General features: G+C 70.3%; 23 protein-coding genes. 4 read left to right on the forward strand and 19 right to left on the reverse strand.

The genetic code is table 11. The features are described from left to right. Positions 1–114: 114 nt before the first annotated feature. The 3 genes from AC07EQ_RS17710 to AC07EQ_RS17720 form a co-directional block, all read right to left on the reverse strand. Positions 115–621: a DUF402 domain-containing protein gene (locus AC07EQ_RS17710; RefSeq protein ID WP_235883697.1), complete on the reverse strand. Its 507-nt coding sequence runs from the start codon at positions 619–621 to the stop codon at positions 115–117. 106 nt (positions 622–727) lie between these two features. Continuing rightward, entirely contained in the window at positions 728–1,324 is a 597-nt protein-coding gene (locus AC07EQ_RS17715; RefSeq protein ID WP_478388994.1) for a ribonuclease FAU-1 family protein, read from the reverse strand. 94 nt (positions 1,325–1,418) lie between these two features. Beyond that, entirely contained in the window at positions 1,419–1,850 is a 432-nt protein-coding gene (locus AC07EQ_RS17720) for an SPW repeat protein (RefSeq protein WP_478388995.1), read from the reverse strand. A 108-nt stretch (positions 1,851–1,958) separates the two neighbouring features. On the opposite strand from AC07EQ_RS17720, the gene uvrB reads away from it, so the two are divergent. Next, entirely contained in the window at positions 1,959–4,115 is a 2,157-nt protein-coding gene (gene uvrB / locus AC07EQ_RS17725) for an excinuclease ABC subunit UvrB (protein ID WP_478388996.1), read from the forward strand. Positions 4,116–4,363: 248 nt separating this feature from the next. On the opposite strand, the gene AC07EQ_RS17730 is transcribed toward uvrB, so the two are convergent. Further along, complete coding sequence (locus AC07EQ_RS17730; protein WP_478388997.1) at positions 4,364–4,948, reverse strand: TIGR03086 family metal-binding protein; 585 nt, start codon at positions 4,946–4,948, stop codon at positions 4,364–4,366. A gap of 271 nt (positions 4,949–5,219) precedes the next feature. After that, on the reverse strand, positions 5,220–5,744 hold the full coding sequence (locus AC07EQ_RS17735; RefSeq protein WP_478388998.1) for a winged helix-turn-helix transcriptional regulator: 525 nt from the start codon (positions 5,742–5,744) through the stop codon (positions 5,220–5,222). Between the two features lie 61 nt (positions 5,745–5,805). Here AC07EQ_RS17735 and AC07EQ_RS17740 point away from each other — a divergent pair, with 61 nt between their 5' ends. Next, positions 5,806–7,215 (forward strand): MFS transporter, encoded by a 1,410-nt coding sequence (locus tag AC07EQ_RS17740; RefSeq protein ID WP_478388999.1) that lies wholly within the window; start codon positions 5,806–5,808, stop codon positions 7,213–7,215. Positions 7,216–7,416: 201 nt separating this feature from the next. Here AC07EQ_RS17740 and AC07EQ_RS17745 read toward each other — a convergent pair whose 3' ends face one another. The 6 genes from AC07EQ_RS17745 to AC07EQ_RS17770 all read right to left on the reverse strand — a co-directional run bounded on the left by AC07EQ_RS17745 (position 7,417) and on the right by AC07EQ_RS17770 (position 13,551). Next, entirely contained in the window at positions 7,417–8,601 is a 1,185-nt protein-coding gene (locus AC07EQ_RS17745; protein ID WP_478389000.1) for an acyl-CoA dehydrogenase family protein, read from the reverse strand. A 167-nt stretch (positions 8,602–8,768) separates the two neighbouring features. Then, positions 8,769–9,713 (reverse strand): 3-hydroxyacyl-CoA dehydrogenase NAD-binding domain-containing protein, encoded by a 945-nt coding sequence (locus AC07EQ_RS17750; RefSeq protein ID WP_478389001.1) that lies wholly within the window; start codon positions 9,711–9,713, stop codon positions 8,769–8,771. A 13-nt stretch (positions 9,714–9,726) separates the two neighbouring features. Next, entirely contained in the window at positions 9,727–10,461 is a 735-nt protein-coding gene (locus AC07EQ_RS17755) for an acetoacetate decarboxylase (protein ID WP_478389151.1), read from the reverse strand. Next, positions 10,458–11,231: a crotonase/enoyl-CoA hydratase family protein gene (locus tag AC07EQ_RS17760; RefSeq protein ID WP_478389002.1), complete on the reverse strand. Its 774-nt coding sequence runs from the start codon at positions 11,229–11,231 to the stop codon at positions 10,458–10,460. Before AC07EQ_RS17760 ends, AC07EQ_RS17755 begins: the two co-directional genes overlap by 4 nt. Continuing rightward, a complete protein-coding gene (locus AC07EQ_RS17765; RefSeq protein WP_478389003.1) occupies positions 11,228–12,421 on the reverse strand; it encodes a CaiB/BaiF CoA transferase family protein in 1,194 nt (397 codons plus the stop codon). The genes AC07EQ_RS17760 and AC07EQ_RS17765 overlap by 4 nt, the downstream gene beginning before the upstream one ends. Positions 12,422–12,654: 233 nt before the next feature. After that, on the reverse strand, positions 12,655–13,551 hold the full coding sequence (locus tag AC07EQ_RS17770) for a LysR family transcriptional regulator (protein ID WP_478389004.1): 897 nt from the start codon (positions 13,549–13,551) through the stop codon (positions 12,655–12,657). A gap of 662 nt (positions 13,552–14,213) precedes the next feature. Here AC07EQ_RS17770 and AC07EQ_RS17775 point away from each other — a divergent pair. Further along, positions 14,214–15,770 carry an acyl-CoA dehydrogenase family protein gene (locus AC07EQ_RS17775; RefSeq protein WP_478389005.1) on the forward strand — a complete coding sequence of 519 codons (1,557 nt, stop codon included), beginning with the start codon at positions 14,214–14,216 and terminating at the stop codon, positions 15,768–15,770. A 70-nt stretch (positions 15,771–15,840) separates the two neighbouring features. Here the strand turns inward: AC07EQ_RS17775 and AC07EQ_RS17780 are convergent, their stop codons facing one another. The 6 genes from AC07EQ_RS17780 to AC07EQ_RS17805 form a co-directional block, all read right to left on the reverse strand. Further along, positions 15,841–16,407 carry a GAF domain-containing protein gene (locus AC07EQ_RS17780; protein WP_478389006.1) on the reverse strand — a complete coding sequence of 189 codons (567 nt, stop codon included), beginning with the start codon at positions 16,405–16,407 and terminating at the stop codon, positions 15,841–15,843. A 32-nt stretch (positions 16,408–16,439) separates the two neighbouring features. Then, complete coding sequence (locus AC07EQ_RS17785) at positions 16,440–17,012, reverse strand: GTP-binding protein (protein WP_478389007.1); 573 nt, start codon at positions 17,010–17,012, stop codon at positions 16,440–16,442. Continuing rightward, positions 16,993–17,352 (reverse strand): DUF742 domain-containing protein, encoded by a 360-nt coding sequence (locus AC07EQ_RS17790; RefSeq protein ID WP_358572567.1) that lies wholly within the window; start codon positions 17,350–17,352, stop codon positions 16,993–16,995. Before AC07EQ_RS17790 ends, AC07EQ_RS17785 begins: the two co-directional genes overlap by 20 nt. Before the next feature lie 2 nt (positions 17,353–17,354). After that, the gene (locus tag AC07EQ_RS17795) at positions 17,355–17,795 is read right to left on the reverse strand and encodes a roadblock/LC7 domain-containing protein (protein ID WP_478389008.1); all 441 of its coding nucleotides are present in this window, start codon (positions 17,793–17,795) and stop codon (positions 17,355–17,357) included. Positions 17,796–17,838: 43 nt separating this feature from the next. Continuing rightward, positions 17,839–19,536 (reverse strand): sensor histidine kinase, encoded by a 1,698-nt coding sequence (locus AC07EQ_RS17800; RefSeq protein ID WP_478389009.1) that lies wholly within the window; start codon positions 19,534–19,536, stop codon positions 17,839–17,841. A 587-nt stretch (positions 19,537–20,123) separates the two neighbouring features. Next, on the reverse strand, positions 20,124–20,714 hold the full coding sequence (locus AC07EQ_RS17805; RefSeq protein ID WP_478389010.1) for a DinB family protein: 591 nt from the start codon (positions 20,712–20,714) through the stop codon (positions 20,124–20,126). Between the two features lie 76 nt (positions 20,715–20,790). Between AC07EQ_RS17805 and AC07EQ_RS17810 the strand changes: the two genes are divergently transcribed. Beyond that, positions 20,791–21,831, forward strand: a complete 1,041-nt coding sequence (locus AC07EQ_RS17810) for a sigma-70 family RNA polymerase sigma factor (RefSeq protein WP_478389011.1) — start codon at positions 20,791–20,793, stop codon at positions 21,829–21,831. Positions 21,832–21,897: 66 nt separating this feature from the next. Here the strand turns inward: AC07EQ_RS17810 and AC07EQ_RS17815 are convergent, their stop codons facing one another. Both AC07EQ_RS17815 and AC07EQ_RS17820 read right to left on the reverse strand, forming a co-directional pair. Continuing rightward, on the reverse strand, positions 21,898–22,827 hold the full coding sequence (locus tag AC07EQ_RS17815; protein ID WP_478389012.1) for an ABC transporter permease: 930 nt from the start codon (positions 22,825–22,827) through the stop codon (positions 21,898–21,900). After that, on the reverse strand, positions 22,824–25,637 hold the full coding sequence (locus tag AC07EQ_RS17820; protein WP_478389013.1) for an alpha/beta fold hydrolase: 2,814 nt from the start codon (positions 25,635–25,637) through the stop codon (positions 22,824–22,826). Before AC07EQ_RS17820 ends, AC07EQ_RS17815 begins: the two co-directional genes overlap by 4 nt. Positions 25,638–25,721 lie beyond the last annotated feature (84 nt).

Genomic DNA, 25,721 nt, shown 5'->3' on the forward strand with positions numbered 1-25,721 from the left:
TCCCCCCCCCCCCCCCCCCCCCCCCCCCCCCCCCCCCCCCCCCCCCCCCCCCTCCCTCCCCCCCCCCAAAACCCCCCCGACCGGGCGCCCCGGATCCGCGCGTGCCCGGTTCGGTTACCAGATGTCGAAGATGCCCCGGTGGGCCAGCCACTGGTTGATGTCCCGGTGGCGGGTCACCTCGTCGAGCGTGCGGTGCACCGTGCGCAGCGCGTAGTCGGCTTCGCTGAGCCGGATCAGGCCGTTGTCGACAGCGGCGGCGAACTCGGCCGCACGCGTGATCCGCGGCCGACCGTGCTCTCCGACCTCCAGGCCCAGCAACAGGTCGGTGGTCGTCCACGACCGGGTTTCGCGCTCGATGTGGACCGCGGTGAGCAGGCTCGGCCCGCGGCGGGAGTGCCTGCGGCGCGGGCGGTAGCGGGTCAGCCGCAGCCCGAGGTCGGGCAGCAGCCAGGTGATCTCGGCGGCGTGGTCCGCCGCGTCCGGTGTCGGGCATTCCACCGAGAGTCCCCAGCGCTCGACGTGGCAGACCTCCAGCGGCGCGACGACACCGGACGACTGCCTACGCTGCGAGCTGAAGACGTCGATAACTTCAACCAGTTGGGGTGAAATCGCAGCGCTCACGGCGTCAGACAGTAACGGGAAATCAGCGTTCAAAGATCGACAGCACCAGTTTTTAACGTAACTTTTCGGAGCTCGTCGAATATCGATTCGGTGCGTGGTGGGACCATCACCGGGATGGCGGTAGCGTCCGCTGGTCCGGTACGGGATCTTGGGTGGGTTGCCCACGCCACGACAGCTCGATTCCGTTGTCGCGCAACCACTTCGACAGGTCGTACCCGTGCCTCGCGAGGCCGTCGACGGCGGCGCAGGCGCGGCGCATCGCGCGTTCCGCGGTTTCCGGATCGAGCAGTTCCGCGCGCACCGCGATCACGAATTCATCGATGTCCAGCAGTTCCGCCGCGCGCCCCTCCCGCACCACGATGTCCAGGTAGTGGTCGACGGTCCGCCACTGCCGTTCGCCCGGCTCGACGTCCGCCACGTCGATGTAGAAGTCCACGTCGCCTTCGTGGCCCGGATGCCAGTACCAGCGGGTCACGCGCAGCCCCAGCGAGGGAAGCAGCCAGGATTCGAGGGCGGCGATGCGGGGATGCCCGGGCATCGGACGGGCCAGGTAGAGGCCGAAGGGCTCGCGCGCGTAGTGCGTCACGGGGCGCACGTGGCCCTTGGGGTCGGTGTTGGTGTTCGCCACGAGGTCGAAGACCTCGACCTTCGGCGGGTGAACGGGCAGGCCGAGCTGTTCGGCGATCTCGCGCTGCGTGGTCACCCTGCCACTGTATGCGGGCGGGCGCGACGTCCGAAGGTCGTCGCGCCCGCTATTCCTTCACCACTTGTGTGCCCTCACCTCCGATCGGTCGGGGTCAGGTCGTCGCGCGGGTGGCGTAGGCCGGAGCCATCGTGCCCAAACCCGCGAGGATCAGGACCGCTCCGCCGATCACGTTGCACAGCACGCTGCTGGTCATGATGGCGGTGCCGCTCATGATGAATACGGCCACGATCGTCCACGCACCCAGCACCGGTACGGTCCAGGCGATGCCGTGCGTGCGGTGGTAGGCGGCCGCGAACGAGAGCCCGAGAACGGTCGCGGTCAGACCGGTGACCAGGTTGTTCAGCGTCAACGACGGCGTCATTGCGTGAAAGCCGGTGATCCACGGCGACAATGCGACGAACAGGCCACCGAGCACGGTGAAGCCGTCCGCCACCTGAGCGGTCGGAGTTTCCGCCGCCCGCTCGTAGCGCAGGCGCATCTCGGTGAGATCCGGATGCCCAGCGATCGGTGCGCTGCCCGACATCACACCACCTCCTGCACTGGGGTGACGCAATCCATTATCTGCCCTGGTGGCCGTTTGAGCACCCCGTGACGCGACACTATGTCGGGGTGGGCTCGTACATTGGTTGTCGTGGCATTCGCGACTGAGCACCCCGTACTGGCCCGTTCCGAGTTCCGGCCGGTCAGCGACATCCCGCGGGCCGACGGCCGGTTCCGCATGGTCAGTGACTACCAGCCCGCCGGCGACCAGCCGCAGGCGATCGCCGACCTGGAGCGCCGGATCAACTCCGGCGAGAAGGACGTCGTGCTGCTCGGGGCAACCGGTACGGGCAAGTCGGCGACCACGGCCTGGCTGATCGAGCGCATCCAGCGGCCCACCCTGGTGCTGGAGCCGAACAAGACGCTGGCCGCCCAGATGGCCAACGAGCTGCGCGGCTTCTTCCCGGACAACGCCGTCGAGTACTTCGTCAGCTACTACGACTACTACCAGCCCGAGGCCTACGTCCCGCAGACCGACACCTACATCGAGAAGGACTCGTCGATCAACGAGGACGTCGAGCGGCTGCGCCACTCCGCCACGTCGAACCTGCTCAGCCGCCGCGACTGCGTGGTGGTCTCGTCGGTGTCCTGCATCTACGGCCTGGGCACCCCGCAGTCGTACCTGGACCGGGCCATTCCGCTCGAGGTCGGTGGTGAGATCGACCGCGACGTGTTCCTGCGCGCGCTGGTGGACGTCCAGTACACCCGCAACGACATCGCGTTCGCCCGCGGCACGTTCCGGGTGCGCGGCGACACCGTGGAGATCATCCCGGCCTACGAGGAGCTCGCGGTGCGCGTGGAGTTCTTCGGCGACGAGATCGACCGGCTGCACTACCTGCACCCGTTGACCGGCGAGGTCGTGCGCGAGGTGCGCGACCTGCGGATCTTCCCGGCGACGCACTACGTGGCCGGCCCGGACCGGATGGAGAAGGCCATCCAGAGCATCGAGGCCGAGCTGGAGGAGCAGCTGGGCCTGCTGGAGAAGCAGAACAAGCTGCTGGAGGCCCAGCGGCTGCGGATGCGCACCCAGTACGACATCGAGATGATGCGCCAGGTCGGGTTCTGCTCCGGTATCGAGAACTACTCCCGGCACATCGACGACCGCCCCGCCGGGTCGGCGCCGGCGACGCTGATCGACTACTTCCCGGACGACTTCCTGCTGGTCATCGACGAGTCGCACTACACGGTGCCGCAGATCGGCGGCATGTACGAGGGCGACGCGTCCCGCAAGCGGACCCTGGTCGAGCACGGCTTCCGGCTGCCCAGCGCGCTGGACAACCGGCCGCTGACCTTCGAGGAGTTCTCCGACCGGATCGGCCAGGCGATGTACCTGTCGGCGACGCCGGGCCCGTACGAGATGGCGCAGGCCGGCGGCGAGTTCGTGGAGCAGGTGATCCGCCCGACCGGGCTGATCGACCCCGAGGTGATCGTCAAGCCCACCGAGGGCCAGATCGACGACCTGGTGCACGAGATCAGGGAGCGCGCCGAGCGCGACGAGCGGGTGCTGGTCACCACGCTGACCAAGAAGATGGCCGAGGACCTCACCGACTACCTGCTCGAACTGGGCATCCGGGTGCGGTACCTGCACTCCGAGGTGGACACGCTGCGGCGGGTCGAGCTGCTGCGGCAGCTGCGCCTGGGCGAGTACGACGTGCTGATCGGCATCAACCTGCTGCGCGAGGGCCTGGACCTGCCGGAGGTCTCGCTGGTTTCGATCCTGGACGCCGACAAGGAGGGCTTCCTGCGCTCCGGCACCAGCCTGGTGCAGACGATCGGCCGTGCGGCCCGGAACGTGTCGGGCCAGGTGCACATGTACGCGGACCGGATCACCGACTCGATGCGGCACGCCATCGACGAGACCAACCGGCGGCGCGCCAAGCAGATGGCCTACAACGAAGAGCACGGCATCGACCCGCAGCCGCTGCGCAAGAAGATCGCCGACATCCTGGACCGGGTGTACTCCGAGTCCGAGGACACCGAGGAGTCGGTGGCGGTCGGCGGTTCCGGCCGCAACGTCTCGCGCGGCAAGAAGCCGACCGGGGAGTCGGTGGCCAGCGCCGGGCTGCTGGAGGATCGCGACATCAAGTCGATGCCGCGCGCGGAGCTGGCGGACCTGGTGCAGCAGCTCAACGACCAGATGATGAACGCGGCCCGCGAGCTGCAGTTCGAGCTGGCGGCGCGGCTGCGCGACGAGATCCACGACCTGAAGAAGGAGATCCGCGGCATGGACGCCGCCGGCATCGAGTGACGGGCGGGTGTCGAGGTCGTCGACTGAGGGGCGCAGCGCTGGAAGGTCGCGGTCGAGGCCTACGAGCGATTCGGGAAGGGGTGGCACCCGGCGGCACGTCGAGCGCCTCAAGGCGGCGGGGGCCGCCTTGAGGCGCGAGGTGGACGAACCCAGCGGCTACTGCATCGTCCCGCGTGATCCCGAGGCAATACCCCAGTTGTGACACTTTTTCGGGGGCCAGGTGCAACCCTGGGGCCGCTCCTCAACATCTACACCGGTCGGCCGACATAAGCGGCGAGCCGGAGGTACACGTCGGCGTCGGCGGCGACCGCCACGGCCGGTGCGAACGGTCCCCCCTCGCTGCGGTCCTCCGCCGTGAGGTTGCGGGCGAACCAGTCGAGGGCGGCCTCGGCCAGGACCGGGTCGAGGTCGTTGCCCCGGCCGGTGGCTCGGGAGAGATCCCAGGCGTGGACGGTGAATTCGTGCGTGTACGCCTCGAGCAGCTCATGCCCGGTCAGCGTTGCCCAGGCCAGGGTGTAGCTCTTGCCGAGTGCCGAGTCGGGCGTCCAGACCTGTTCGAGGTCGGCACGAGCGCTGCGAAACGTGTCACCCCAGTGGTCGGTGTGGTCGTCGGCCGGATCTTTCACGTGGCTCATGCCTTCGCCGTTGCCGAGGGACGTGAGCTTGCGCAGGACAGCGACGAGGTGAGCCAGCAGTGTCCGCACGTCGTACTCGGCACACGGTGTGGGCAGGCCCAGGTCTGCGTTCCCGATCGCGTTGATCTGGTGTTCGGTCTGGTCGAGCGCGGCACTCAGGTTCGGCCGCGGATCCGGTGTCGCATCGACTTCGGTCATCAGGCGGATGCCTCCTCGCGCTGGGCGGACGATCATCGGCGTACCCAACCACGGGGTACCGACAACAATGCGTCCACCAGCCGATCCGCACGTGACACGTCGGCGATGACCAGAGCGGAGGGCGACGAGTTCTGCGTGCGGTGATGGGGCATTCGCTCGACGGCGCGACCTGGTCGAGCGGGCCATGTCCACAGTGGTCAATCGGTGGTGACCTCGCCGCCGTCGCGCGGCAGGCCCGGTTCGGTTCGCGTCGACCCGGCACCCTGGCCGGTCAGTCGGTTGTGGTGCCGATCGGGGTCAGCATTCGGTGGGGGTTCTGCAGGGCTCGGGCTACGCGGTCGCTGCGGTGCATCGCGTTCGTTCCGGGGCCGGGGCGGACGACGAGGTCGTCGGGGTCCGGGTGCTGGCCGCACGCGGGGCATCGGCCGGATTCGTCGAGGTCGGCGTCGCATGCCGCGTGGCTGAAGATCCGGGCTGGATGCGGCCCGCTGGTGTACCGCTCGCCCCACTTGGACAGGGCGAAGATCGCCGGCCACAGCGCCCGGCCCGCCTCCGTGAGCAGGTACTCCGGGTGTCCGCCCGCATCGGCCCGGGTCAGCACGCCCGCCTCGACCAGGGTGTCGAGCCGGTCGGTGAGCACGGCTCGGGAGATGTCGAGGTGCTCGCGCAGGTCCGTGAAGCGGCGCACGCCGTAGAAGCAGTCGCGCAGGATCAGGAGGGTCCAGCGCTCGCCGACCACTTCCAGCGCGCGGGCGAGGAAGCAGCCTTGCTGGTCGTATCCGGTTCCGAGTGCCACGGCATCGATTGTACCGCGGTGCGGTCTGTTCACCAGACCATCGCCGTGCGAGCATGGTCTGGTGAACAGACTAAGTCTTCGCGATGCCACGACCCGGCGCACCGGCGGTGCGAGCAGGTCGTTCACGGCGGCTCTCGTCCTGACGTCGCTGAGCACGTTCGGGGCGATGCTGGCCTACTCGGGTCCGCTGGGGAACGCGGCGACGCTCACCGGCGCGCTGGCCGCCGGACCGGGAGCCACCATGTGGATCCTGAGCTCGATGAGCACCGGCCTCGCGGTGAGCCTGCTGGCCGCGGGCGCGCTGGCCGACCAGTCCGGCCGCCGCCGGGTCTTCGAACTCGGCGCGTACGTGTTCGCGGTCGGCTCCGCGGTGTGCGCCACCTCGGCCACGGCGACGCAATTCGTCATCGGGCGGCTCGTCGAAGGCGTTGGCGCGGCCGGTGTCATCGCTACCGGATTGGGGCTCGTCGCCGCGGTGAACAGCGACGCCCGAGCCCACTCGGCGGCGGCCAGCTGGTGGGGCGCGAGCATGGGCCTCGGCATCGCCCTCGGCCCGCTGATGACCGGCTTGTTCGATCTCGCGGGCCTGTGGAGCGCGCCGTACTGGCTGCTGGCCGCGGTCGGCGTGAGCATCGCCATCGCCTCGCGGTGGTGCTTCCCCGAGACGGCGGTGATCCCGGGCCGGAGCCTGGACCTGCTCGGCGCCGCGCTGATGACCGGCGGGCTGGGGCTGCTGCTGGTCGCGCTGGTCGAAGTGCGCCAGGGCGGACTCCGGCCGGCACTGCTCTGCGCCGGTGTTGCGGCGGTCGCGTTGACGGCTTTCGCCATCAGCCAGCTCCGGGGCCGGTCGCCGATGGTGGAGTTCGTGCTGTTCCGCCGAGGTGACTTCGCGGCGGCCACGCTGGCGGCCGCGGTCACCGGCGCCGGTGTGATCGCACTGATGTCGTTCGCCTGCACCTTCCTCGTCACCAGCATGGGGATGAGCACCCTGGAAGCCGGCGCCCTGCTCGGGCTGTGGTCCGGCACCAGCGCCGTTTCGGCCGTGGTCAGCCGCCGGCTCGTCGCGCGGCTGACCGGCACAGCGCAGTTGGCGATCGGGCTCGCGGCCACGGGTGTCGGGCTGCTGATGCTCACCGGGCTCGGCGCGGATTCGACCGCTGGCCAGCTGATCCCCGGCCTGCTCGTGGCAGGCGTCGCCACCGGCGTGCTCAACGCCGGTCTGGGGCGGCAGGCCACGGCGACCGTTCCGCCCGACCGGGCCGCGGTGGGGGTCGGGATGAACAACACCATCCGCTACGTCGGCGCCTCGATCGGGGTCACCGTCGTCGGTGTCCTCGCCGCCGCCCCGCACGACGACATCGCCGCCCGGCTGTCCGGCTGGAACCACGTCGCCGTCCTCACCGGCGTCGTCTCCCTCGTCGGTGCCGCCGCCGTGCTGGCGCTGGTCCGGTTCGGGCGCGAACGAGGATGAGCGCATTCGGCCGCGTCCATCCGGCGAGCCGCACTACTGTGGCCCCGGCTGGCTTGGCGGCCGGATTTCGGTGGGGAGCGATGTGGAGCTGCGGGATGGTTCGTCAAGGTCGTCGACGAGCTCTGCCCGCTGCGGAAGTAGGCACCCGTGAGTGCTTTGGGGCGCTATGGCACCCCGAAGCACTCACGGGACAGGAGCCGATCAGGCGAAGGCGCTGAGGCCGGTGATGGACTTGCCGACGATCAGGGTGTTCATCTCGCGGGAGCCCTCGAAGGAGTAGACCGCTTCCGCGTCGGAGAAGAACTTCGCGACCTCGTAGTCGAGCACGATTCCGTTGCCGCCGAACAGCTCTCGTGCCCAGGCCACCACCTCGCGCATCTTCGTGGTGGTGAACGCCTTGGCCAGCGCCGCCTGCTCCGCGCCGCCGCGGCCCTGCGCGACCAGCTCGTTGAGGCGCACCACGATGCCGAACATCGCGGTGACGTTGCCGAGCATCTTCACCAGCAGGTCCTGGATCATCTGGAATCCGCCGATCGGCCTGCCGAACTGCACTCGCTGCACCGCGTACTCGCGGGCCAGCTCGTAGGCGCGGACCGCCACGCCCAGCGCCTGCCACGCCACGCCGCCGCGGGTCTTGGCGAGCACCTTGGCGGTGTCCCGGAAGCTGTTGATGTTCTGCAGCCGGTTGGCCTCCGGGATGCGGGCGTCGTCGAGCACGATGTCGGCGTTCTGCACGGTGCGCAGCGCGATCTTGCCCTCGATCTTGGTGGCGGTGAAGCCGGGCGTGCCCTTCTCGACGACGAACCCCTTGACCTGGTCGTCGGCTTCGTCGCGCGCCCACACCACGACGAGGTCGGCGAACGTGCCGTTGCCGATCCAGCGCTTCGCGCCGTTGAGCACCCACTGTCCCCCGTCGCGGCGCGCGGTGGTGCGCATGCCGCCGGCGACGTCCGAGCCGCCCTCGGGCTCGGTCAGCGCGAACGCGCCGATCTTGGTCATGTCGGCCATGTCCGGGATCCAGCGATCCCGCTGCTCCTGGTCGCCGCCGTTGTAGATGCTGCCCATCGCCAGTCCGGTGTGGACACCCGAGAACACCGCCAGGGACGGGTCGATCCGGTTCAGCTCCAGGCTGAGGAACCCGGTGAACAGCGGGCTGCGCGGCTTCCCGTCGCCGTACTCGGGGTACTGGTAGCCGGCCAGCTGGAGCTTGGCGAACTTCTCGACGACCTCGAACGGGAACTCGGCCTTGTCCCATGCGGCGTTGGCCAGCGGCTTGATCTCGCGCTCCAGGTAGGCGCGGATCTCGGCGAGCTCGGCTCGCTCGGACTCGCTCAGCAGGTCGTAGAAGCCGAAGAAGTCGGGATTTGCATTGGCGGGCTTGGGCATTGTCTCGGTCCTTAGAGGTGTACGGATGACTTGCGTAGTGGCGGGGGAGGGGGCGGAACCTCGCGACTCCGCCGCCAGCCCGGTGTTCTCCCGCAATTTCCATTGAAATCGAACCTTCGATTTCAATGGAAATTGCGGTTCGGTGGGGGCGCGTGCTGCGCGGGCAGTCAGTTCTTCCGGATGTTGTGCAGGGCGGTGTTGAGCGCGTTCTGCTTGCGGTCGCGCAGTTCGGAGCGCTCCCGGTACGCCTCGGGTCCTGCGCCGTAGGCCACTTCGGTCTGGTCGGCGACGGCGGCGATCGTCTCCGGCGTCAGCTCCGGGTGGCCGAGGTCCTTCCTGCGTTCCGCCATGCCCACGCCGAGGTGGGCCATCATGTGCCGGATCCCGCCGGGGCCGCCGCCGAGGTGGAAGCTCTCGAACGGGCCGACCGCCGCGTAGCGGCCGCCGAGCGACGCCTTCATCACCTCGTCGAGCTCGTCGGCGCGGACGACTCCGTCCTGCACCAGGAAGATCGACTCCTGCATGATCGCGCTCTGCATCCGGTTGGCGACGAAGCCGGGGATCTCCTTGTGCAGCCGCACCGGGGTCTTGCCCAGCGCCCGGTAGAACTCGATCGCGGCCGCCACGACCGGCTCCGCCGTGCGCTCGCCGGGCACGATCTCGACCAGCGGCACCACCTGCGGCGGGTTGAAGGGGTGGGCGACGAGCAGCCGGGCGGCCACCTCGTCGGGCAGTCCGGCGGCGATCGCCGAGGCGATGATGCCGGAGCTGGAGGACGCGAGCACCGCGTTCTCCGGCGCGAGGCGGGCGATGCCGGCGAACAGCCGCTGCTTGAACTCCAGCCGCTCCGGGCCGTTCTCCTGCACCAGCTCGGCATCCGCGACGGCCTCGGCGAGGTCGCTGGTGAGCCGGATGCGGCCGAGCAGGTCGTCGGCGTCGGCGCCGGGAATGCTCGCGGCCAGCATTGGCATCGCGTCGCGCACCACGTCGGCGAGGTCATCGCGCGGATCGCTGATGCGCACCTCGATGCCGCGCGAGGCGAACAGCGCCGCCCAGGACAGGCCGATGGTCCCGGCCCCGACGACCGCCACCTTCGTCCACTGTGGATGCATGATGTCCTCCCGGTCAGGCCAGGTAGTCGTGGACGGGTTCGATGTCGCCCAGGGTGAGGTCGGTGAGGATGTGGCTCGCCGAGACGATCTCGCGCACCGGCAGGTCCGCCACCGGCGCGAGCACGTGCCCGAACAGCTGCAGCCGGGCCGGGCCGGTGTAGGCCTGCTTCACCACGACGTCGGTGATCTGGCTGCGCACCAGCTCGCACACGCGCGGCCGGTGGTCGTAGCCGGGCACGATCTTGAGCATGTAGCTGGGCGTCGTGATCTGCGCCTTGGCCTCGTCGAGGTCCAGCGGGTGGTGCTTGTAGCCCATCGTCGCGGTCGCGACCCGCAGCGTGCCGTAGTCCAGGGTGCCCACCAGCGCGGCGTTGTCGACGTACAGCGTCGGGCTGCCCATCACCTTCGGGAAGGCGCTGGCCTCGCGACCGGCAGCGGTGGCCGGGAAGTTGTCGAGGTACATGGCGTGCAGGTATTCGCCGTGCTCGTCGCCGAGGCGCACCGGGATCGCCTGCCCGGCCTCGACGTACGGACCGAACGAGGTGACGTCGCCCATCTTCATGATTTCGAAGCGCACCAGCGGTTCGCTGAACTCCAGCGGCTCCGGGACCACCGCCCGCAGCGCCTCGGGATCGGTGCGGTAGACGATGTTGAGGTACTCGCGGTCGGTGAACCGCGCCACGGCCGGTGCGTAGGCCGGGTTGGTCAGCGGCGTGTTGAGGCCGTGCAGGATCTGTTCGCGGTTCAACGTCCCGTCCACTTCGGAGTGCGCTTCTCGGTGAACGCCCGGACTCCTTCGGCGAAGTCCGCGGACTCCCGGAGGGCGCGGGTTTCGTTGCGCTGCAACGTGAACGCCTCGGCGTCCGAGATGCCGTCGGCGAGCCGGACGACGTTCTTGACCGCGGCCAGCGCCAGCGGCGCGTTCGCGGTGACCTCGGCGGCGAGCTCCAGCGCGGCCGGGACCGCCTCGCCGTCGGCCACCAGCCGGTTGACCAGGCCGAGGTCGCGGGCCCGCGCCGCGTCGATGGCGCGGCCGGTGAGCAGCAGTTCCATTGCCAGGTGGTGCGGGATCCGCTTCGGCAGCCGGATCACGCCGCCGCCACCGGCGATCAGCCCGCGCTTTACCTCGGGCAGCGCGAACCGCGCGCCCTCGGCGGCGACCACCAGGTCGCAGGCCAGCGCCAGCTCGAACCCGCCGCCCATGGCGTAGCCCTCGACCGCGGCGATCAGCGGCTTGCCGGTCTCGGCCTCGGTGAGGCCGCCGAAGCCCTTGCCCGGCGCGGTGGGCGACTCGCCGCGCGCGGCGGCCTTGAGGTCCATGCCCGCGCTGAACGTGCCGGCCGCGCCGGTCAGCACGCCGACGCGCAGGTCGGGGTTGGCGTCGAGCTCGTCGATGGCGGCCGCGATGCCGTGGGCCGCGGCGGCGTCGATGGCGTTGCGCGCCGCCGGGCGGTTGATGGTGATCACGAGCGCGGAGCCGACGGTTTCGGTCTGCACCGCGGTGTTCGGGGCGGTCATGCGAGCCTCCGCGCGTCGAGTTCGGCGAGGACCTCGTCGGTGTGCTGGCCGGGCAGCGGGGCGTGCCTGCGGACCGAGGCCGGCGTCGCGGAGAAGTTCATCGGCACCCCGACGACGCGGTAGCTGCCCTCGCTGGGGTGCTCGGCGACGTCCAGCAGGTGCCCTTCGCGGACGTACGGGTCGTCGGCCGCCTCGTCGAGCCGGAGCACCGGGCCGACCGGGATGCTGTGCTTGGTGCACACCTCGATCCACTCCTCGGTGGTCAGGCTCGGGGTGACCGACTCGACCAGTTCGGAGATCGCCTCGCCGTCGCGGCGGGCGTCGACGAACTCGCCGTTGACCCGCGGGTCCTCGGCGAGGTCGGGCCGCCCGGCGGCGCAGAACAGGTCGCGGAAGTTCTGCGGGGAGTAGGGGATGATCATGGCCAGGCCGTCCTTGGTGGGGCGCGCCCGGTGGCCCTTGTTCATCGACAGCGCGAACCCGGTCGGGCCCATCGGCGGCTCGAAGGTGCGGCCCTGCAGGTGCTCGACGAGGTTGAACGCCAGCAGCGTGTCGGCCATCGGCACCTCGACCAGCTGGCCCCGTCCGGTGGCCCGCTGGTGCACCAGCGCCGCGAGCGCCGAGTAGGCGATGGTCAGCGCCGCGACCTTGTCGGCGAAGATGCTCGGCAGCACCACCGGTTCGCCGATGTCGCCGGCGCGCTGCGCCACGTCCAGCAGCCCGGAAGCCGCCTGCACCGTCTCGTCGTAGGCGGCGAGGTCGGCGCGGTCGGAGTCGGGGCGGAAGCCCTGCGCGTGCGCGTAGATCAGCTGCGGGTTGGCGGCGGCGAGGCTCTCGTAGTCCATGCCCAGGCGGCGCAGGGCGCCGATCCGCATGTTGGTGATCAGGATGTCGGCGCTGCCGATCAGCTCCAGCGCGCGTTCCCGGTCGGCGTCGTCCTTGAGGTCGAGCTTGACGCTGCGCTTGTTGCGGTTGACGTTGAGGGCCAGCGGCGTCATGCCCGGCGTGCGGTGCAGGTTGCCGAAGCGCGCGGTGTCCTTCGGTGACTCGATCTTGATCACGTCGGCGCCGAGGTCGCCGAGGATCTGCGCGGCGTAGGGGCCCATCACCACGGTGGCCATGTCGATCACGCGGACGCCGGCCAGCGGGCCGGACCTGACTTCGGTGCTCGGTGCGGAATTCATCATCATCGCCGCTCCAGGTGGGAAAGGGGAGCTGTCCCGGCTTTTATTTGCTTCGCTAACTACGTTAGGTCGGGGTGGGTCGGCGGTTCAATTGATCAGCGGCACCGATGCGCGAACAACGGCATGACCGCAGCGGTCACGCCGATCGGGTGGTCGCCCCGTGCGGGAGGGGTGCAATTGATTCGGTATTCATCCGGGCAATGGTCAATTCCTCGCGAAATTGCGCACCCGGTGGGTGATCAGCGGAGGGCGAGCTTGGCCTCGTCGATCAGCCGGCGGAGATCGGGCTGGTTTTCGGCGCGGTCGCGACGCCAGATCATGCCGGTCGCCAGGCTCGGGTCGAAATCCTCGAACGGCAGCACGACCGTGTTCTCGCTGCGGTGCTTGTGCATCCCGCTTTCCGGATCCAGCATCGAAATGGAGAATGCCGATCCGTTCGCCACCAATTCGCTGGTGCTGCCGTAATCACCGGTGTCGAGCGTGATCCGCCGGCGGATTCCCGCCGCCTCCAACCGCACCAGCAGTTCCCCGTAGTAGGTCGGCAGCATCCGCGGCGCCGGGCTGACGTAGGTGTAGTCGACCAGCTCGGCGAGCGAGACCGAGCTGCGGGAGCCGAACTCCGCCGCCGGCAGCACCGCCCCGAGCGGCTCGCGCATCAGCTCGAACACCTCGATGCCCTCGGCATGCACCGGCAGGTGCACCAGCGCCACCGCGAGCTCGCCGCGCTGCACCCCGGCGAGCAGGTCGTCGCTGCCGCTCGGCCAGCGCTTGATGTCGCATTCGGCGGCGCACCGGTCCTCGAACGACCTGAGTCGCTGCCGCATCGACGAGTGCAGGCCGGGCGGGATGCCGATGTAGACGACGGCGCGCTGCGGGCTGATCGCCTCGCGCAGCCGCCACGGGATGTCGTCGAAGCGGCCGAGCACGTCCTTGGCGATCGGCAGCAGCGCCGCACCGGCGTCGGTCAGCTGCACGTGGTGCGAGTCCCGCTCGAACAGCACCGAGCCGAGGTCGCGTTCGAGGTCCCGCACCCGCTGGCTCAGCGGCGAGGTCGCCATGTGCAGCTGCCGGGCGGCCTTGGAGAAGGACAGGTTCTCCGCGACCGCCACGAAGTAGCGCAGGTGGAACATCTCCATCAATCAGTAGGTTACTCCGCTGCTCAGATGAGCGAAGGCGTCCGCCGGATGCGGTAGGGGAGAAGAGTGATGATCGTCTCGTCGATGATCATCCAGGTTGACCGGGGCGATGTCGCAATCCCGCGAGGAAAAGGGAATATCGCTCTATGTAACAAAGTTCAGGTCAAATGCCGATTCGGTCACCTTAAAGGTGGTACCCGTAAGAAGTAAGGCGAGCTAGTTTAATCTCACTGTTCGTAGTTGAACAGGTGCAGTGAGCCAAGTCGGATCGGAGATGCGCATGGACCTCGTCCTGCCGCTTCGCGTTCTCGCTCCCCGTGGGGGCAGGCACGCTTCTCCACAGTCCCGAACGGCACCGCTGCCGGCGGTCGGTGCGCGTGGCGGGCCGGCCCCGGTCTCCCTGCTCGCCGGCCGGGCATCGTGGCCCCCGTCGTGCCGCATCGACCGGCGGCCGGCGTTCGCAGGCCGAGCGGCCAACGGCCGTGGAGCCGCCTTTACGCCGTAAGACGCTTCGCAACCCACCTGCGTGGAACCTCGTCCTGCAGGGGATTTTTCGCGCCCTGACGACCCGCACCCGGCACGCCCAGACCCCCGGATCCGGCCGGATTTCTCGTCATGGCGTCGCAACGATCATTGCTGAGCGGTCCTCATAGGAGGGATGTATGGACTCGACCGGTAGAAGCGCGCCGCACCCGGACGCCATATCGGGATTGCTGGATTTCCTGCGCGAGTACAGCAGGGAACGGCTCGACTCGCGGAGGATGGACGAGCGCCGTTCGATGCCGCTGTCGCTGGTGCCGGACCTGGGCGCCGCCGGCCTTTTCGGCCTGCGAATCCCGCAGGCGCACCAGGGGCTCGGGCTCTCGCATTCGGACATGGTCCGGGTGATGACGCAGCTCGGCGCGATCGACGCGAACCTGCTCGTCCTGGTCGGGGTGCACAACACCCTGGGCGTCCCACCCGTGCAGCACTTCGCCCCGGAGGACGTGAAGCGAGCCGTCCTGCCCGAACTGGCGCGGGGCAGGCAGCTGATCACGAGCGCGATCAGCGAACCCGGGCAGGGGTCGTACGTGCACGCCATCGCCAGCCACGCGGCCAAGCAGCCGGACGGGTCCTATGTGCTCAACGGGGAAAAGCAGTGGATCAGCCTGGGCGCCGATGCCAAGTACATCAACGTGTTCGCGCGGCTGACCGATGAAGACGGCCAGGACGCGGGGATCACCGGTTTCCTGGTCGATTCCGCGAGCCCCGGGTTCCAGCACGGGCCGGAGGTCTTCACCCTCGGGCTGAAGGCCGTGCCGCAGAACAGCTTGACCTTCAACGAACTGCGAGTGCCCGCCGAAGCCCTGCTGGGCGCCGAAGGTCAGGGACTGCGCGTGGCGAAGACCGCTTTCACCTTCGGCCGGCTGAGCATCGCCGCCGGGGGCCTGGGGGCGATGATGCGTTCGCTGGAGCTCGCGCACCGCTTCGCGCGCCGGCGCGAGGTCGCCACCGGGAACCTGGCGGAGAACGGCCGGATCCAGCAGATCCTCGCCGAATGCACGGCGGCGACGCAGGCCGTCGAAACGCTCGTGGACAACATCGCCGCGCGGCTCGACGGCGACGAACGCGTGCCGGAGCCGCTGTACTTCACCGCGAAGATCCTCGGTGCCGACCTCATGTGGCACGTCGTGGACCGGTGCGTGCAGCTGCTCGGCGCGCGCGGCTACCTCGACACCAACGTCGTCGGCCAGTTCTTCCGCGACTACCGGCTGTTCCGGATCTTCGAAGGCTCGACCGAGGCCATCACGGTCTACCTGGGCACCGCGTTCCTCGCCGACCCGCAGAAACTCGTCTCCCTCCTCGACGAGTTCGACGCGCCGCAGGTGCAGGAACTCGCCGCCGCGGTCGCCAAGCTGACCACCAGGGCCACCGCCAGCGCCCCGCAACGGCACATGCTCGCGAACGCCGTGGGCGAGCTGTCGTGCTGGGCGATGCTGGCGGCGCTGACCAGCGAGGTCCGGCACCGATCCGACATGCACTCCTACACCGCGTCCTGGTGCGAGCAGCGCCTGCGCGAGCGGTTGCGCGCCATCGAGAACGATCTGCCGTTCGGCGAACTGCCCACGGTGGACTCCATCGCCAGGCACATCGCGGCCTACGAGGGCAAGATCGGCAACGTCGAACAGCGCCGCCCGGGCGAGGAGCACGGACTCGACGCACTGCTGCGGCGGGGCTGAAAACCGGAACGGGCCCGCACGGACATCGCCGCGCGGGCCCGTTCGCCGCGGTTTCAGCGCCGCCGCGGGCTCACCGCGCCAGCCTCTCCCGCTCGTGCTGGTGGATCAGCTGCACCCCTTCGCCTGCCAGCGTCTTGATGGCGTGCAGGCCGTCGCGCCCCCACGGGCGCGGTTCGGTGTCGATGACGCAGACCGTCCCGAGCGCGATGCCGGTGCGGTCGATCAGCGGTGCTCCCAGGTAGGAGCGGACGTTCATCCGGTCGACGATGTCGTTGCCGGCGAACCTCGGGTAGTCGCAGACGTCTTCCAGCACCAGCGCGATGCCCCGGGCGATGACGTGCGGGCAGTAGCCGGTTTCCATGGGGCCTTTGCGGGGATCGAAATCCGCAGGCATCCCGGCGGGTTCCGGAGGCAGCACCGCCGAGTAGAATCCGCCCAGGTACTGGTGTCTGTCGGTGATGAAGTTGACCATGGCGTTGGGGACGCCGAGCGTTCTCGCGACGTGCTGGGCGAACGCGTCGAACGCCGGCTCTCCTCGCTCACCGAGCCCGAGTTGCCGAAGGCGCGCCGCGCGCTGCGGCGCGTCGTTGTCCACGGGCGTGAAGTGGCGGTGTCCGGTCGCGTCGAAGGTGGTCAAGAGGGGCTCCGTTTCCGCAGTGCGGGTTTCGGCTACAGGCGACGGTTGGTGAGGACGTGCTCAGTGAGGCGCGCCAGGGCCGCCGCCGCGGAGCGCCGGTCCCTGGCATCGCACAGGACGATCGGCACGTGGGGCTTGATGTCCAGCGCTTCCCGGACCTCATCGGGTTCGTAGCGGAAGCCGTCGGGGAACTGGTTGACCGCGACGAGGAAGTCGACGCCGCGCTGTTCGAAGAACTCGACCGCGGCGAAGCAGTCCTGCAGCCGCCGGGTGTCGGCGAGCACGACGGCGCCGAGCGCGCCGTGCACCAGGTCGTCCCACATGAACCAGAACCGCTCCTGCCCCGGGGTGCCGAACAGGAACAGCACGATGTTCTGCGGCGCGAACGTGATGCGCCCGAAGTCCATGGCGACGGTGGTGGTGCTCTTGTCGCCGACCCCGGCCAGGTCATCGGTGCCGATGCTGGCGACGGTCAGCGTTTCCTCGGTGGTCAGCGGTTCGATCTCGCTGACCGACCGGACGAACGTGGTCTTCCCGACGCCGAACCCGCCCGCGATGAGGAACTTGAACGCGGTCGGGAAGAGGTCAGAGTTGTTGGAGACCATGGAGCAACGCCTCCAGTTGTCCTCGGTCGGGCAGGTCGTCGGGCAGGCGGGTGGTGACGGCACCCCAGTCGATGAGGTCCGAGAGCAGGACCTTGGTGACCACGGCGGGCTGGTGCAGGTGCGCCGAGACCTCGGCGACCGACGTGGCGAACCGGCACAGCTCCAGCATCTTGGCGTGCACGGGCTCGATGCGTTCGGGCGCCATCCTGCCGGTGGACCGGACCATCGACTGCAGCGTCAGGGTGGCGGTCGGCTTGGTCCGGCCGTTGGTGAGGGAGTACGGGCGCAGCAGCGGCCCCGCTTCGCTGTCGAGCCAGGGCTTGTCCGGCGGAACCGACATGATCAGCCGCCCACCTCGCCCGCGCGCGCGGCGGCGGTGGGCTGGCGCATGGCCGTGGTCAGGTGCGACGGGACGCGCTTGACGAGCTGGGCGATCTCGTAGCCGAGCACGCTGGCGTCGGCGTCCGGGTAGGCGATCACGACGAGGACCGCGCCGACGCCGGCGGCGGAGACGAAGAACAGCAGGTCGTCGAACTCCACCACGACCTGGCGGACCCCGTCGCCCGCGCCGAAGCGGGCCCCGCCGTTGCGGGCGAGGGAGCACTGCGCGGCGGCCCACGCCGCGAGGGCGTCCGCCTCGTCGGCGTCGAGGCCGTGGTAGTGCCGTTTGAGCCCATCCGTGGAAGCCAGCAGGGCGCAGCGGGTGTGCGGGACCCGGCGGAGCAGGTCGGCGAGCAGCCAGCCGAGGTCCGATGCCTGGCCGGCGGGCAGGTCATTGGCCATGGGTAACGTCTCCTTGAGATCAATGCGGTGCGGACGAGGCGGATCAGGCGCCGTGGTCACCCGGACCGTCGTTGTCGCGGGTGCCGCCTTTGACGCCGTGTCGGTATGCGGCCCACAAGCCGGGATTCGGGCCACCGCGCGGAGCCTCGGCCGGCTTGGGGCCGCCGGCGAGCTGGGGCGCCACGTACGACTTGGTGCGGTCGCGCTTGGGCAGCGGCGGGCGCTCGGTGTTGCCCGGCGGGGTGGCGATCACGTCTTCGGCGACGGCCTCGGTCACGATTCCCGTGTGCCGCCCGTACCACTGCGTGGTGCCGGTCCCGTTCGACGCGGCGGGCACCGCGGCGTCGAACTGCCGGACCGGTTCCCACTCGATGGGAGCCCGGTGCGCGCCGCCGCGCTCGGCGGCCGGTGCGGCGGGCAGCGCGGGAGTCGGCGCGATGGCCGGCTGCGGCTCGGGAACGGCGACGCTGTCGACGACCGCGGGCGCCTGCTGCGGCTCTTCGTAGTTGTCGCCCAGCAGGCCGAGGGGAACCACGACGTGGGCGTCGGTTCCGCCGTACATGTTGGTTTCGAGCTCGACGGCGACGTGGTGCCGCTGGCCCAGCTGCGCGACCACGTACAGGCCGATCCGCCCGTCCTTGAGCTGCTCGTCGCGGTCGACGCCGCTGGGATCGGCGAGCAGCGCGTTCAGCTTGGTCCGGTCGGCCGGGCTGATGCCCAGCCCGCGGTCCCGGATGTCGATGGCCAGCCCGGCGGTGACCCGCTGGGTGCTGACCGTCACCTGGGTGTCGGGTTCCGAGCAGGCGGTGGCGTTCTCGACGAGTTCGGCGATCAGGTGGATCACATCGGCGACGGCGTGGCCGTGGACCGTGCCTTCGACCGGCGGCAGCACCTTGACGCGGGCGTAGTGCTCGACCTCGGCGACCGCGGAGCGCAGCACGGTGTACATGGGGACCGGCCGGCTCCACTGCCGCCGCGGCATCGAACCGCCGAGCACGGCGAGGCTTTCCGCCTGCCGGCGCATGCCGGTCACGAGGTGGTCGACGGCGAACAGGCCCTTGAGCAGATCCGGGTCCTCCACCATCTGCTCCAGCTCGTCGAGCCGCTGGATCGCCCGGTGCGCGAGGGACTGCACCCGCCGCGCGATGTTGGCGAACACCGCGACGCTGGGCTCGACGGCGCCGGTGGCACCGGGGGCCTGCTGCAGGCGGGCCACGGCGAACTCGGCGGCGGCCTGCGCCTGCCGGATCTCGTGGGAGAGCAGCGCGAAGGGATGGCTGCCCGGGGCGGGGTCGTCGGCGGGCCATCGCGGCGCGGGCGGCTCGCCCGCGCGCACCTGCTCCACGAGCCGGGGGAACTCGTTCTTGCCCTGTTCGACGGTGGCGCGCAGGGATTCGATCCACCGCTGCGTGTGCTGCGCGGATTCCTCGATCCACTGCTGGGAGCGCTGGGTGGATTCGGCGATCTGCCGGTCGACGGCGGCCGCCGTGGCGTTGACCCGGTTGAAGGCGATGATCGCGATGGCCGCGCAGCCGACCAGGCCGCCGCCGAGCACCGAGTAGCGGAGCACGCCGGAAGGGTTGGTGGCGAGTACGGCAGCGGCGGCGATCCCCAACACGGCCATGGCGGCCAGGTGCACCATGACCAGCCGCAACAATCGACTCCGCAGGTCGTCGTCCGTGCTGCGCCGCGTTCCGGGCGAGTGCTCGGATTCCGCGGCGGATGGGGGGAACTCAGACATCAGCGTCCTTGGTACGGGGAATGTTCGGCGACGGGCACGAGTGCCTGAGGTCGGGGCGTCACCGCTGGGACTACTGGTGCTCGCTAGTTGATCAACTTTATCACCGAGGGTGATCCTAGCGACACTAAAGGGAGCTGAATAGGCAGGGGGTCGACCCATTGGAAGAATGCGGATTACCCGACGCGACGTGGCGAAACTCCCCGTCCGGATGCGGGATCGGCGACTCCGCTCACCCGGGCGCGACGCCCGCCGGGAGCGGCTCCGCGCGTTGTCCGGGCATCCGGTCGAGTGGCTGCTGAGCTGCAGGGATCCTTGGCCTGAGCGGGCCTCGGCGGCGAATGTCCTCGCAGGTGACGACGCTTCGATGCTCCATTCGGGTATATACGATCCGGCGCTCGGCGCAGCTTCGCGATCCGTCGCCAATTGTTCTTGATCTTTTTCGAAGCGCCCGGGGGAGTCGATCCGGTTCGGGCCGGGCCTTCAATTCATCGGTCCACAGTGGATCGACTTGGTTCGGCGGTTCCGGAATGGAACGCCGGAACGCGGTGGCGGGCTCGGGCGTGCCACGGCCGAGCCCGCCGAACCGGTCAGCTCTGCGCGGCGCCGCTCGCGATCCGCTCCAGCCGGTTCCGGTAGTCCGCCCACCACTCCTGATCGCCGGGGGCCATCATCGGGATGTCCTCGTGCAGGCCGACGGCGCCGTCGATCAGCTCCCGGACGACGTCCGCGTGCCCGGCGTGCCGGTTCGTCTCCGCGATCATGTGCAGCAGGATCCCGTGCAGCGTCGTCTCCCGGTCCGGCTCGGCGAACCACTCCGCGTAGCCGGCCGAATCCAGCGGCAGCGCCGCGATCGTGCCGTCCGAGTGCTCGCACGCCCGCCGGTACAACCCGACGATGTACTCCCGGGATTCGCCGGCGGTGGCCCACAGGTCCGAGTTGGGCTCGGCGTCCGGCCTGAACCAGGCCACCGGCTCGTCGAAGGGCTCGCCGAAGACGTGGCTCAGGTACAGCAGCTCGACGGTGATCAGGTGCTTGACCAACCCCAGCAGGTTGGTGCCGGTCGGCGTCAGCGGTCGGCGGATGTCGCGCTCGGGAAGCCCGTCCAGCTTCCACAGCAGCGCCGCGCGCGCCTCCCGCAGGTACCGGTGGAGATCGGCTTTCAGGTCTGCCTCGGTCATTGTGGATCGTCTCCTGCGCAAGCGGTCGATGTCAGGTCGGCACAGGGACTCCCGCAATACGGCAGAATCGTCGATCGTGAGCGAAGTTTTTTCCGCGCGGACTTCGGATCCGGTCGCGGAGGACGACCTGGCGCGGGCGCGCGGCGGTGACGATGCCGCGTTCACCCGGCTCGTGAAGCCGCTGCGCCGCGAGCTGCACGCGCACTGCTACCGCATGCTCGGCTCCACCCACGACGCCGACGACGCCTTGCAGGACGCGCTCCTGCGGGCGTGGCGCGGCCTCGCGCGCTTCGAGGGGCGCAGCTCGCTGCGCTCATGGCTCTACACCGTGGCCACCCGCACCTGCCTGGACGCGATCGAAGCGCGCGGCAAGCGGGCGCTGCCCGTCGACCTCGGCCCGGCCAGCGACCGCGCCGTGACCGGCGACGTTCCGGTGACCGAAGTCGCCTGGCTGGGGCCCTACCCGGACGCGGGCCTCGGCGACGGCCCGGCAGGCCCGGCTTCGCGCTACGAACAACGCGAAGCCGTCGAGCTCGCCTTCGTCGCGGCGCTGCAACACCTGCCGGGCAACCAGCGGGCGGCGCTGCTGCTCTTCGAGGTGCTCGGCTTCTCCGCCGCCGAGATCGCCGCCATCATGAACACCACGACCACGTCGGTGAACTCGGCCCTGGCACGCGCCCGCAAGGTCGTCGCGGAGCGGGTCCCGGCCCGCACCCAGCAGCAGGCGCTGCGGGAGATCGACGACGCGCGCCTGCACGAGATCGTCGGTGGGTTCGCCGCCGCGCTGGAACACGGCGACGCCGACGCCCTGGTCGCGCTGCTGACCGAGGACGTCACCTGGTCGATGCCGCCGATGCGGCACTGGTACTGCGGCATCGAGGCCGTCACCGACTTCGCCGTGCACGTCCCGCTGGTCTGCGGCTCCTGGCGGCACCTCCGGACCAGCGCCAACGGCCAGCCCGCGGTGGGCTGCTACCTCTGGGACGACGAGGCAGGCGCCCACCTGGCCTGGTCGGTCAACGTGCTGACGCTGCGCGACGACCGCATCGCCGAGGTCACGTCGTTCATCGGCCGCGACCACTTCCCGCCCTTCGGCCTGCCCACCGAGCTGCCCTGACGGGATCGTGAGGACTTCCGGCGCTACCCGCACCGCCACGCAAAACGAGTCTGAAAACAGCCTTCGTCAGCTGGTGATGTCCTTGCGGTTGAAGCGCCAGATCGCCAGGGCGGTGAAGACCGCCGCGTAGGCCAGGCCGGAGAACGCCCCGTGCGTCATCGCCGTCCAGTCGACGTCGTGGCCCAGCAGGTCCGAGTAGGCCGTCGAGTAGTGCGTCGGCAGGTAGTTCCGCAGGTCTCCCAGCGCCGTGATCTGGTCCAGGATCTCCGACAGGATCGACACCACCACCGCGCCGCCGACCGCGCCCAGCGGCGCGTCCGTGCTGACACTCAGGAACAGGGCCAGCCCGGCGATCCACGCCAGGTGCACCGCCAGGTAGACCGTGGCCGCCGCGAGGCTGACCACCCCGGTCGGGAACGGCACCGCCTCGCCGGTGATGCTGACCAGGTCGCCGCCGCCGTACCACACCAGGCCCACGCCGAGCGCGACCGCCGACAGCAGGACCAGCCCGAAACCCGACAGCAGCGCCGAAACGACCGCCTTCTGCCGGAGCAGCCGGGTGCGGGGGATGGGCGCGGCGAGCAGGTACCGCAGGCTCGACCAGGACGCCTCGCTGGCCACGGTGTCGCCGAAGAACAACGCCACCACCACGACCAGCAGGAAGCTGGTCGAGGCGAACAGCGTGAACACCGCGAAGTTCAGGCCGCTGGCGGTGGCGATGTCGGCCAGCGTGCGGCCGCGCCGCCCGCCGTCGTCGCCGAGCTCGAAGGCCAGCAGCAGCAGGAACGGCAGCACGGCCAGGAAGCCCAGCGCCAGCCGGGTGCGGCGGCGCCGCAGCTGCCGCGCCAGCTCCACCCGCACCGGCAAGGTCCGCTTCGCGCGGTAGCCCTCGACGCTGCCGTCGGGCTGGGTCGGCTGGCGGCGGCCGGACCGGACCACCGCGGTCTCGGCCGTGTCCAGCTGCCCGACCTTGGGTCCTTCGGCGTCGTCGGTCACCGGTGATCCTCCCCGACCAGCTGCAAGAAAGCGTCCTCCAACCGCCGCCGCGGCCCCACCTGGTGCACTCCGATCCCGGAGGCGACCAGCACGTTCACCGCCACCGCGGTCGAGTGCCCGGCGAGGTCGGCGTGCACCAGGTCGCCGTCGGTCTCCACCGGGCCGAGCCCTTCGATGGTGCACAGCGCCTCGGCGGCCTGCTCCGGCTGGTCGACCCGGAAGGTCGCCTCGCCGTTGACCGACACGATGTCGCCCACACTGCCCGCCGTCACCAGCAGGCCGTTCTGCATGACCACCACGTGCGTGCAGGTCTGCTCGACCTCGGCCAGCAGGTGGCTGGACACCAGCACCGTGCGGCCGGTGGACGCGTAGCGGCGCAGGATCTCGCGCATCTGGTGGATCTGCGGCGGGTCCAGCCCGTTGGTCGGCTCGTCGAGCACCAGCAGCTCCGGCAGCCCCAGCATCGCCTGCGCGATCGCCAGCCGCTGCTTCATGCCCTGGCTGTAGGTGCGGACGGGGCGGCGGGCCGCCGTGCCGAGGCCGGCGATCTGCAGCACTTCGTCGAAGCGGGCCTGCAGCATCGGCCGCCCGGTCGCCGCCCAGTAGTACCGCAGGTTGTCCAGGCCGGACAGGTGCGGCAGGAAGCCCGGGGTCTCGACCAGCGAACCCACCCGGGACAGCACCGGAGCCCCGCCGGCCACCCGGTGGCCGAACACCCGGATCTGCCCGGAACTCGGCTTGAGCAGCCCCAGCAGCATCCGCAACGTGGTCGTCTTGCCCGCCCCGTTGGGGCCGAGCAGCCCGACGATCTGACCGCGCTCGACGCGGATCGACAGGTCCTGGACCGCGGCGGGCTTCTCCGGGTACGACTTGGTCAGCCCGGCGATCAGCAGCGGCGTGTCGGCCAGCAGCGGGTCGACGTCGTCGGTGCTCTTGCGCCGGATCAGCGAGATCACCCACGCCGCCAGCGCCGCCGCGATGATGATGCCGATGCCGACCAGCGGCGCCACCGGCACCGAGTTGCCGGTCGTGGTCTCGCCGCGCACCGACGGGATCGACACCGAGCCGTCGCCGGCCAGGCCGATGCGGTGCACCGCCGGTTCCCGCGGCACCGCGTAGGCCTGGTCGGTGGTGGCCACCGCCAGTTCCAGCCGGTGACCGGTCTCCAGCGGGTGCACGACGCCCGGCAGCGCCACGTCCACCTCGACCGGCGTGCCGTCCGCCGGCAGGCCGGTCACGTGCAGCGGCGACACGGCGTTGCCGATCAGGCTGCGCTGCTGGTCCGGGCCGACGTCGTAGAGCTTGGTGAACAGCACCGCGTCCCCGGTCGCGGGCTGGCCGGGCACCGAAGCCACCGATATCCGGGTCTGCGCCGTGCCGGAGACCAGCAGCTGGCTGTCCAGCTGATCGGTGCGGAACACCGCCACCTGGCCGGGCAGGTCGCGCGCCAGCGAGCGGCCGAGGCTGCCCGCGGCGTCGAGCACCTCGCCGGCGCCGGGCAGCGAGCTGGTCGCGGCCGGGCTGCCGCCCGGCGGGTTGACCACCTGCGTGACCGCGCCGTGCAGTTGCAGCGCGAAGCGCGGCGTGCGCTCGGCGTGCACGCCCGGGTAGGCGGGTGCCGACACGGTGCGCACCGGGATCTCGCCGTTGCGCTGCGGCCGTCCCGCGATGTCGTACTCGAAGGCCGTGCCGGGATCGGGCACCGGCGGCACCCCGCCGAGGTGGAAGGCGAACCAGTCCGCGATGCGTCCCCGCAGCGCCGCGTCCGGCGAGGCGCCGTCGTGACCGCCGGCGAACCAGATGGTCTTGACCTTGCCGCCGGCGGCGGAAATCTGCCGGGCGTTGGCGTCGGCCTGGTCGAGGCCGAACAGGGTGTCCCGTTCGCCCTGCACCAGCAGCGTCGGCACATGGATGCGGGCGGTGACGGTCTTGGGGGAGACGCGGTCGAGCAGGTCCAGCGTCGACTGCCCGGCGCGGCCGGTCTGCGCCACCTCGGTGTAGGCCGCGCACACCTGCTCGGTGAAGCTCCCGCAGGTCAGCGGCTGCCCTGTCGGTGTGGCCGCGGCGCCGTCGGACGCCGGCGGGGCCTGCGGCGGGTCCACGGCGCGCTGCGCCGGCGAGCTCCCCGCCGAGAACAGCAGCCCCGCCCACGCCTGCTTGAACACGCCCTGGGCGGACGCGGCGCCGCGGGCCGGGGTGCTGCCGTCGATCTGGTCCCGTGAGCCGGCGTTGGGCAGCAATGCCTGGCCGAGGTCGTTGTAGGTCATCACCGGCGCGATCGCGTCGACCCGCCGGTCGCTGCCGGCCAGCAGCAGGCTCAGCGCGCCGCCGTAGGAGCCGCCGGTGACGCCGACCTTCGGATCGCCCTCGCCGTCGCGCAGCACCTCCGGCTGGCGGGCCAGCCAGTCCAGCAGCTGGCGGGCGTCGGTCACCTCGTAGTCGGGGTCGTTCAGCGCGATCTTCCCGGTGCTGCGGCCGAAACCGCGGGAGGAATAGGTGAGCACGGTGAACCCGCGCTGCGCCAGCTCCTGCGCCTGCGCCGCGGTGTCGTCCTTGCTGCCGCCGAAGCCGTGCGCGAGCAGGATCGACGGCGCCGGGGTGTCCGCCGGGGCGAACAGCGTGACGTCGATCTGCACCCGCTCGTTCGCGCCGGGGCCGTCGAGCACGTCCAGCAGCGCTTCCCGGGGCGCTTCCGGCGTGGCGACCGGTTTCTCGTCACCGGACCACAGGAAAGCACCGAACACCACGAGGGCAACGCAGGTAAGGGCTATCAGCGCGAGGCCCTTGCGGCGACGGGGGGAGGCGGACACGCATTCGACAGTAGGTGAAGAGGACGGCACCGGATTCGTTCCAGACGGGGGCGAAGGCAAGACGCTATGAACCAGAGACCAAAC

The sequence above is a fragment of the Saccharopolyspora sp. NPDC045839 genome, from assembly GCF_056431645.1.

Coding starts and splice junctions, on each gene's coding strand:
- AC07EQ_RS17720 (WP_478388995.1), bottom strand. CDS start 1,850: ATGTCGGGCAGCGCACCGATCGCTGGGCATCCGGATCTCACCGAGATG.
- AC07EQ_RS17730 (WP_478388997.1), bottom strand. CDS start 4,948: ATGACCGAAGTCGATGCGACACCGGATCCGCGGCCGAACCTGAGTGCC.
- AC07EQ_RS17745 (WP_478389000.1), bottom strand. CDS start 8,601: ATGCCCAAGCCCGCCAATGCAAATCCCGACTTCTTCGGCTTCTACGAC.
- AC07EQ_RS17750 (WP_478389001.1), bottom strand. CDS start 9,713: ATGCATCCACAGTGGACGAAGGTGGCGGTCGTCGGGGCCGGGACCATC.
- AC07EQ_RS17760 (WP_478389002.1), bottom strand. CDS start 11,231: ATGACCGCCCCGAACACCGCGGTGCAGACCGAAACCGTCGGCTCCGCG.
- AC07EQ_RS17765 (WP_478389003.1), bottom strand. CDS start 12,421: ATGATGATGAATTCCGCACCGAGCACCGAAGTCAGGTCCGGCCCGCTG.
- AC07EQ_RS17770 (WP_478389004.1), bottom strand. CDS start 13,551: ATGGAGATGTTCCACCTGCGCTACTTCGTGGCGGTCGCGGAGAACCTG.
- AC07EQ_RS17775 (WP_478389005.1), top strand. CDS start 14,214: ATGGACTCGACCGGTAGAAGCGCGCCGCACCCGGACGCCATATCGGGA.
- AC07EQ_RS17785 (WP_478389007.1), bottom strand. CDS start 17,012: ATGGTCTCCAACAACTCTGACCTCTTCCCGACCGCGTTCAAGTTCCTC.
- AC07EQ_RS17790 (WP_358572567.1), bottom strand. CDS start 17,352: ATGTCGGTTCCGCCGGACAAGCCCTGGCTCGACAGCGAAGCGGGGCCG.
- AC07EQ_RS17795 (WP_478389008.1), bottom strand. CDS start 17,795: ATGGCCAATGACCTGCCCGCCGGCCAGGCATCGGACCTCGGCTGGCTG.
- AC07EQ_RS17800 (WP_478389009.1), bottom strand. CDS start 19,536: ATGTCTGAGTTCCCCCCATCCGCCGCGGAATCCGAGCACTCGCCCGGA.
- AC07EQ_RS17805 (WP_478389010.1), bottom strand. CDS start 20,714: ATGACCGAGGCAGACCTGAAAGCCGATCTCCACCGGTACCTGCGGGAG.